This window comes from Acinetobacter sp. S54 (assembly GCF_016624945.1).
Classification (GTDB): domain Bacteria; phylum Pseudomonadota; class Gammaproteobacteria; order Pseudomonadales; family Moraxellaceae; genus Acinetobacter.
In genome coordinates, this window is record NZ_JACVUI010000011.1 from 83,506 (window position 1) to 90,420 (window position 6,915).

The 6,915-nt window shown below is 34.3% G+C and carries 5 protein-coding genes; all 5 read right to left on the reverse strand.

Annotated features, from left to right (window positions below; translation table 11 throughout):
• Positions 1–359: 359 nt before the first annotated feature.
• Positions 360–1,409, reverse strand: coding sequence for a thin pilus adhesin subunit AcuG (acuG, locus tag IAE20_RS13620; protein ID WP_200482521.1), 1,050 nt, complete (start codon positions 1,407–1,409; stop codon positions 360–362).
• The gene (gene acuC, locus IAE20_RS13625; protein ID WP_200482520.1) at positions 1,410–3,962 is read right to left on the reverse strand and encodes a thin pilus assembly outer membrane usher AcuC; all 2,553 of its coding nucleotides are present in this window, start codon (positions 3,960–3,962) and stop codon (positions 1,410–1,412) included.
• 27 nt (positions 3,963–3,989) lie between these two features.
• Positions 3,990–4,697 carry a thin pilus assembly periplasmic chaperone AcuD gene (gene acuD / locus IAE20_RS13630; RefSeq protein ID WP_200460574.1) on the reverse strand — a complete coding sequence of 236 codons (708 nt, stop codon included), beginning with the start codon at positions 4,695–4,697 and terminating at the stop codon, positions 3,990–3,992.
• Between the two features lie 22 nt (positions 4,698–4,719).
• Entirely contained in the window at positions 4,720–5,304 is a 585-nt protein-coding gene (gene acuA, locus IAE20_RS13635) for a fimbrial protein (protein ID WP_200460575.1), read from the reverse strand.
• 769 nt (positions 5,305–6,073) lie between these two features.
• Positions 6,074–6,700 carry a hypothetical protein gene (locus IAE20_RS13640; protein WP_200529623.1) on the reverse strand — a complete coding sequence of 209 codons (627 nt, stop codon included), beginning with the start codon at positions 6,698–6,700 and terminating at the stop codon, positions 6,074–6,076.
• Positions 6,701–6,915: the final 215 nt, after the last annotated feature.

The following is a 6,915-nucleotide window of genomic DNA, read 5'->3' on the forward strand; positions in this document are numbered from 1 at the left end:
CAAGTCAAAAAATAAATATGCTTAATCTTTTTAATCAAGTATCAATGTCAAATTATTTTTATTTATAATTTTATTGTGATTATAATATCAATTTTTTTCAATACAAATTAATTTCTTATTAAATAAAAACTATATTAACAAGTAATATGATTTTTTCCATTACTGGACGTGTCTAAACGAATTAAAAATTTTCTAATTTTATATCCTATTTCTGTGTTTCTATTGATATGTATTACTTAACCTATTCGGTTTGTGTATTTATGGGCATAAGGTTTTCCTTAGCTCTAGCAATCAACACATGCTGTTCAGTTATTTACTCAACCAAAGAAGAATATTAAAAACTTTCAAAAAAAATTATTTTAATTATAAATCAGCGTAATAGTTGCCTGCGCTTGTACAAGCGTTGCAGGTACAGCAGCAACATTGGAATAGTAACGCGCTTTGAATGCTTTAGAAACCGTGCCACCAGATCCAATGGTCCCAAAACTAAAAAAGCTAGTTGAATTATCAATACTTTTTGGAGCAATCGGTAAAGCGCTTCCAGCACTGTCGGTAATTTGCACCGAAACATTATTAGAATAGGTATTTTTTAATAATCCGCTTGTATTACTTGCAGACGCATTATTATTATCAGTTAACAAAGCAACCAGCGTTTTGCTAGTATCATCTGAACTACAGCCACTGACATTCACTGTAAATGAAGTATCCCCCACAGTTTGACCTACCGCAGTAAAACTACTACTTGGTACAGTAGGCAAAGTAACATTAATTGCTGCACCATTATTAATTACACAAGTGGATTTTGTAATTTGAAAGGTAGAATTTGTTAGTACGATTGATGTAGTTGCAGTAGTGCTAGTAGAACCTTTTGCAGAAAAATTACCCAATTTTAAATTTGAAATCGTATAGGTCCCTGCGGTATTTCCCAAACCCGATACCAATAGTCGGACATTTTGTAATCGCAAGCCACGCGTATCACTAGTGCCTGTATAGAACTCATAAGAGGTAGTTGCACTATTGATCCAGAATTCCGTTGCAGCATCCTGATTATCTTTGATGCTAAAAGCGATATAGACTTTGATATTGGCTGAGGCTACTGACGGCGTAATTTTAGTAGAAGGGATCTGATAATAGGTATAACCATCTTTAGAAATTGTGCTACTAGTCGTTAAGTCAGTTACTCCATTCATAGTAAAAGTACTCGGACCTGATCCACTACATGAATCAATCGGTTGAGGTGATGAAGCAGCGATGGTTTGAGATACAAGCTGTAGATAAGCATTATCGCTTTGTGCTTTAGTTAGATTTGCAGCAAAATTAACAGGGTTAGTTCTGGTAGTACAGACTGCATGACTTTTGGAAGCAAAAGCCAATAGACACATCAAGACTAGCGCTATTTTCTTATACATTTAATGGCACTCCACATTAATAATATCTAATTGACTATTCTTTTTCTTCACCACCGAACTAAATTCTGTTAGAGGAATATTGCAGCTTTGTTTTAACTGATCTCCCCATATGACTTTTAAAGGCTCTTTTAAATCACGAATATCATGGGTAAGTAAGGATTGATTCGATTGCCCCATCAAACCAATTAACTGACCACTTGACGTTTCAATACGACTTCCCATAGGAAACTGTTGTGTGTTTTTACTATAAATGCGCATTAAAATATTACTTTGTTGATTCGCTTTGAAAGTCGCAAGGGTTGAACTATACATACGCGGAATCACTTTAGTTTGGTTACCGTCCAAAGTAATTTCAGGGGGTAATTGATCTGGATTAATAGAGAGTGTATTGATCGAATAGGCAGAAGCATTTGGATAAATTGCATTCCCCCAACGATCAAGTTTTATACCCCATGCATTTTCAACACTCGCACCAGCACCCTGATCGACATGAATAATAGTATAAGTATCTGCTGCCGTATTAGTCGCCGTAATACCGTAGCGATGCGCTACAATTGCACCCTGTGCTGAAAGTGAATATTGAGTATCTTGATTACCATGATAAACAGTTGCTCCTAAATTCACATGAGGCAATAAATAATTTACATTGGCATTGTATGAATTATTGGTGCTGCCATCATAACGATTGGACGTTGCCCCTATCCCAAAGTTAAGATTGTTATTATAACCTGCTGTACCAGACAAATAAGCGCCAAAGCTATCGCTATCACGCCCCTGTTGTTCATCATGCTGATAGGTCGAGTTAAGGTTGAGATTAGACTTACGAAAGTCGAGAGGTAAAGAAAGACTGACATAAACACTTCGATCCTTGTCGAAAGTGTTCTCTTTATAATTAGTTTGAGAGAATCCAATCGAATAAGACATGCGTTTCCATGAATTGCCATAACTCAGATTATATTGATACCGATTATTATCGCTATTCCAATAGTCACTTACTAAAAAACCTAGACTAAACGCTCCCATTTTCGGATTATCGAAGCTCTTACTTAAACTAAAATTGATCTGATTCCTTAAATCTGCCGTTAAATATAAATCATTTAATTCATCCGTATTTAAATAATTGTAATTTTTATAAGAAAGTAGGTTGGATACTGATAAATAATGTTGTGTTTGAGTTTGCGCATTGGCATAAAAATTCATTTTATATGCAGGAAGATAATAAGAATAGTCCAACGCAATTTTTTGACCATTATAGTCCTGATCCCGCCATTTAGCGCGGCTTGCACTTGATTTGATACTTATCCCGCCCAAAAAGGTATTTAAGCCTGCTCCCAGCAATATTCCCTGATAATCTTGAGTTAAATTGAGCCCACTCAATAGTGTTAAATAATTATTTAAACCATAGTTATAACTACCTTGTAGCACACTATCATTAGTCAATTTTTCAATAGTTTTATAATTTCCAAGCGCTATACTAAATGTCTTTTGTCCTGACTTTAATAAATTCATATTATTTTGTACGGGAATTATATAGGTTTTCTTCTCACCGCCATTCTCTGTAATTTCTAGTGTCATTGCCCCTGAGGCAAAAGATGTTAAATCAGTAATACGAAATGGACCCGCAGGAACTGTTCTCTCATAGATTTTTTGACCATTTTGAAAAACTCGAACCAATGCATTGGTATTTGCAACGTTTTCAATTACAGGTGCATAGCTACGCATTGACCAAGGCAGCATCGACAAATCTGAAGCAAGTTGTACCCCTACGATTGGCAAACTTTCAGTTTGTAGACTAGATGTATTAAACTGTCCTCCACTTATACGCGCATTTATCGCAGTGATATCACGGTAAATTACATTTTGATAAGAACGATATTTTCCTAACCCTGAATCATTCGAGTCAAAATTTCCTGCATGACGAAAATACCAACCGTTTACATTTAAGCCTGCTGTTAAAGCCAAATATTTGCTGTCTTCCTGATCATTTTGGTTAAAATTGGCATTATAACCAATAAAAGCAGACGTAATGCCTGAATCAAATAATGCGGGATCAATGTAACCCTCTGGTCGATCTATAACAAATTTTTGAGGGATGTAAATCGCAATTTTTTGAGTCGATAAATCAAAATCATAATATGCATCTGGACTAATATCTTTAATGGTCAAGCAGTCTTTTTTAGCCAATGACGCCAAATAGTGTGACTGCAAATCCAGACGTTTTAGTATATCGGCATCGATACATAAAACTGCGGTTGGGTTCGCATCCAGATGCTTAAACAATAATTTTAGTTCACCAATCGAACGATCATTGACTGTCGTATCTACGATATAAGTGCCTTCGGCAACATAATTTGCACTACGAAATATCGATAGGTCAACACTTTGACTCTGCCCACCAAATAATGAAGCAGAATTAAACGTTAAAATATTTTTATTATTTTGCGCCAATATTTTATCTAGATTCTGACTGGAAATATCTGATTCAGAAACAGCATAAGACTTACTTACAAGGAGAATAAGTAATAAAAAACTACTCGAATATCTGATTTTCATACCGTTAAATACTCTGTGAGTGTTTATTTATTTCACCTCAAAAGTCTGATTGCCGCCTAAATCATTAATAATGGTATAACTCATTTGATCAGGCTTAAACTTCAACTGAAACTTATTCAATGTTTGTTGTGAAAAAGGCGACAGCATAACGGCATCTGCATTATAGCTTGCTGTTTGGCTTTGATTTTTAAAATCTGCTTTGGTAACTGTGACAAAATAAGGCGTCGGATTATCCAAAGTGACAGATTGAGTACTGTTATTGTAGCTATAGCGAATACTGGAAAATGCTTTATCGGACGACATTTTTAAACTAGTCGGACGGTAAAATAGTTTGATACGGCTACGCACATTAAAGGTAAGTATATTTTTACCTTCGTTTGCCGGATCCTCAGGAGGAATATCCAACATATTGAACCAGTACAAGGACTCACGATCTTGCGGTAAAGTAGGTGAACCAGTAGGTATAATCCGGATAATCTGCCCTTTTTTAGACTCGACACGAGATAAGGGTGGCGTAAGCACAAAAGGAATTTGATCAGCTGCGGGGATACTGCTCATATCACCCTGATCAATCCATGTTTGTACTAACGCCGGCGTAGCAAACTCGTTACGTAATTGCACACTGACACTTTTAGCATTGGAAGGAAAAATAATGCGAGTACCATCTATGCTTACCCCAGCATTTGTATAATGGCTAATCAAGAATATTGAAAGAATAAAACTGAACCTACGCATATTTTTCCTCAAACTTAAAGGATTAGTTGTAGTTCAAAATATAGTTAACAACAGAATTTACCTGCTGAGCAGCAGGTGTTGCTGTAGTTGAATAATATTGTGCCTGCATATTCCAAATACCACTTGTGGTCGTTGTCGCATTACTATTTGTTAATTGATTCGTTAAAGCAAAATCAATAGGGGTAGTTACTGAAGCCAATTTAAGTTGGGTATTTACTGTTGAGCCTGAAACCGTATTAACCAATCGAGTTGTATCGCCAGCTACATACTGAGCTGAATTTGTAGGTCCACCTAGAGTAATCCCTTTAAGACCCGCAACAGTCACTGCATCACATGCAGCAGTCCCAGCAGCATTTGTTAGTGATAAATTAAAATTAGTCGCCTGAACTGTACTGTTTGCTGCTGCAAATGCTGAATTCGGTACTGTCGGAAGTGTTACAGTCACGTTCTGTGAACCAGCACCAGCCGTACCACCGCCCGTTAAAGTACAAGTACTAGTAATGACTCGACCATTAATTGTAATCGTACCATCGGTAGCAAACACAGACGTCGTTGCACCAGCAGTACATAAAGTTGTTGCAAGTAAAGCTAAATTAAGTTTTTTCATCACTGAAACCTTTCAAATCAATTGAATTTTTTTACAGAAACAATTTATGTAATGATCGAAAAAAGTTATGCTTCGTGATTTAACTTTACTTTCTAACAGATTTGACTTAATTACAATAAAACAAAACTTTTTTTCATTACGCCTACATAATACACAAAATTATGTGACATAAAACACTTTTCAAAAGAAAATTGATAAAAAAACAATGTACTTTTAAGTCATTTTTTTAACAAGATCAAATCTAAATATTGATATAAAGCTTTTATATTTTTCAATTCTTTGATTGCACTGACTACTGTAATCCTTTATAGCTACCCTGTAACCGTGCTCAGTATGAGGATGGATCTATAAAAATTATGACTTGGTATAGGGAACAAGTAAAAATGGTTGAATACTTAAAATATCTTCATTGATAGAACAAATATCTAATAATTTAATTGTTAGATATTAATGAATAGTAGGATAAAAATAAGGTTCTATGTGGACTGCTATCACTTTCCTAGACAAATCTCCTCTATTCTTTGGACTACCACAAAGGATTCTGAACTCATACTCAACACCTAAACATGACAAATAAGATTTCTAAAAATATCATCAAAAGTTTTAATTCCTAGAATTAAAAACCATCAAAAAGGCCGCGCTTCTTGATGGTGGTTATGGACTATGTTTAGATTAAAATCTGCTGATTATTAATTAAATCATTCAAACTGCTATTCACACTGTTCAAGGTCAACAATAAGCTACTGTTGTCACTTGACCCTATGTTGAATTAGTTGACATAGTAAATTTCCTTCATTTGAGTATTTAATAAGTTCAATGCGATTGAACATATTTCCTTACGTTGTTTGGCAAATAATTCTTCTTTATTTGGTATACCTACCCCCATCGGCTTTCCATCTAAAATTATGTATAAACCATTCCATTTAAATCTTCCCATATGTTCTATACATGGCTCATTTGTTATATCAGAGAAGCGCCCACCTAATGCTGCTTGTTGTGGAGAACCAATATAAATAGAAACTCCTCCATTCTGAATATCCTTATTATTTCTAAAATCACCATGAGGGTTTTTTCTTATCATTTCTTGAATATCTTTTGGATAATAAAAATGAAGACCAAAGGAACTGTGGTATTCCTTTGGAATAATAAAAAAACGCCCCCCCCATTTTTGTATTGTATATTTATTTTGGTCTACTTTAGGTAGTCGCCTTATATCTTCCTCTGTAAAACTATTTGATTTCTCTGCTATAATAGGTTTTTCACTTCCAACTTTATTAGAAATAGAAATATTTTGCTCATTCTCTTTTAAAGGTATATACTTAGGTAAAAGCCACACCATAAAAATAAGTAAAAATAAACACCATATAAATCCTTTTGAGGGTCTATATTTTTTCATTATCATCTCTACCTTTTTAATAAATTAAAATTTGGTTAAATTTAATTTATTTACAAACTATTTAGAAAACATTTTTTTCAACATCTGCCTTATCATGTACAGCAGCAATTTGATCAATATGTACTTGACTAAGTTTAGTTAAAATAATGTATTTCCTTTACTTCTTCATTTAAAATTTTTAATGCAGTTAAACAAACATCTAAATATTGATTATC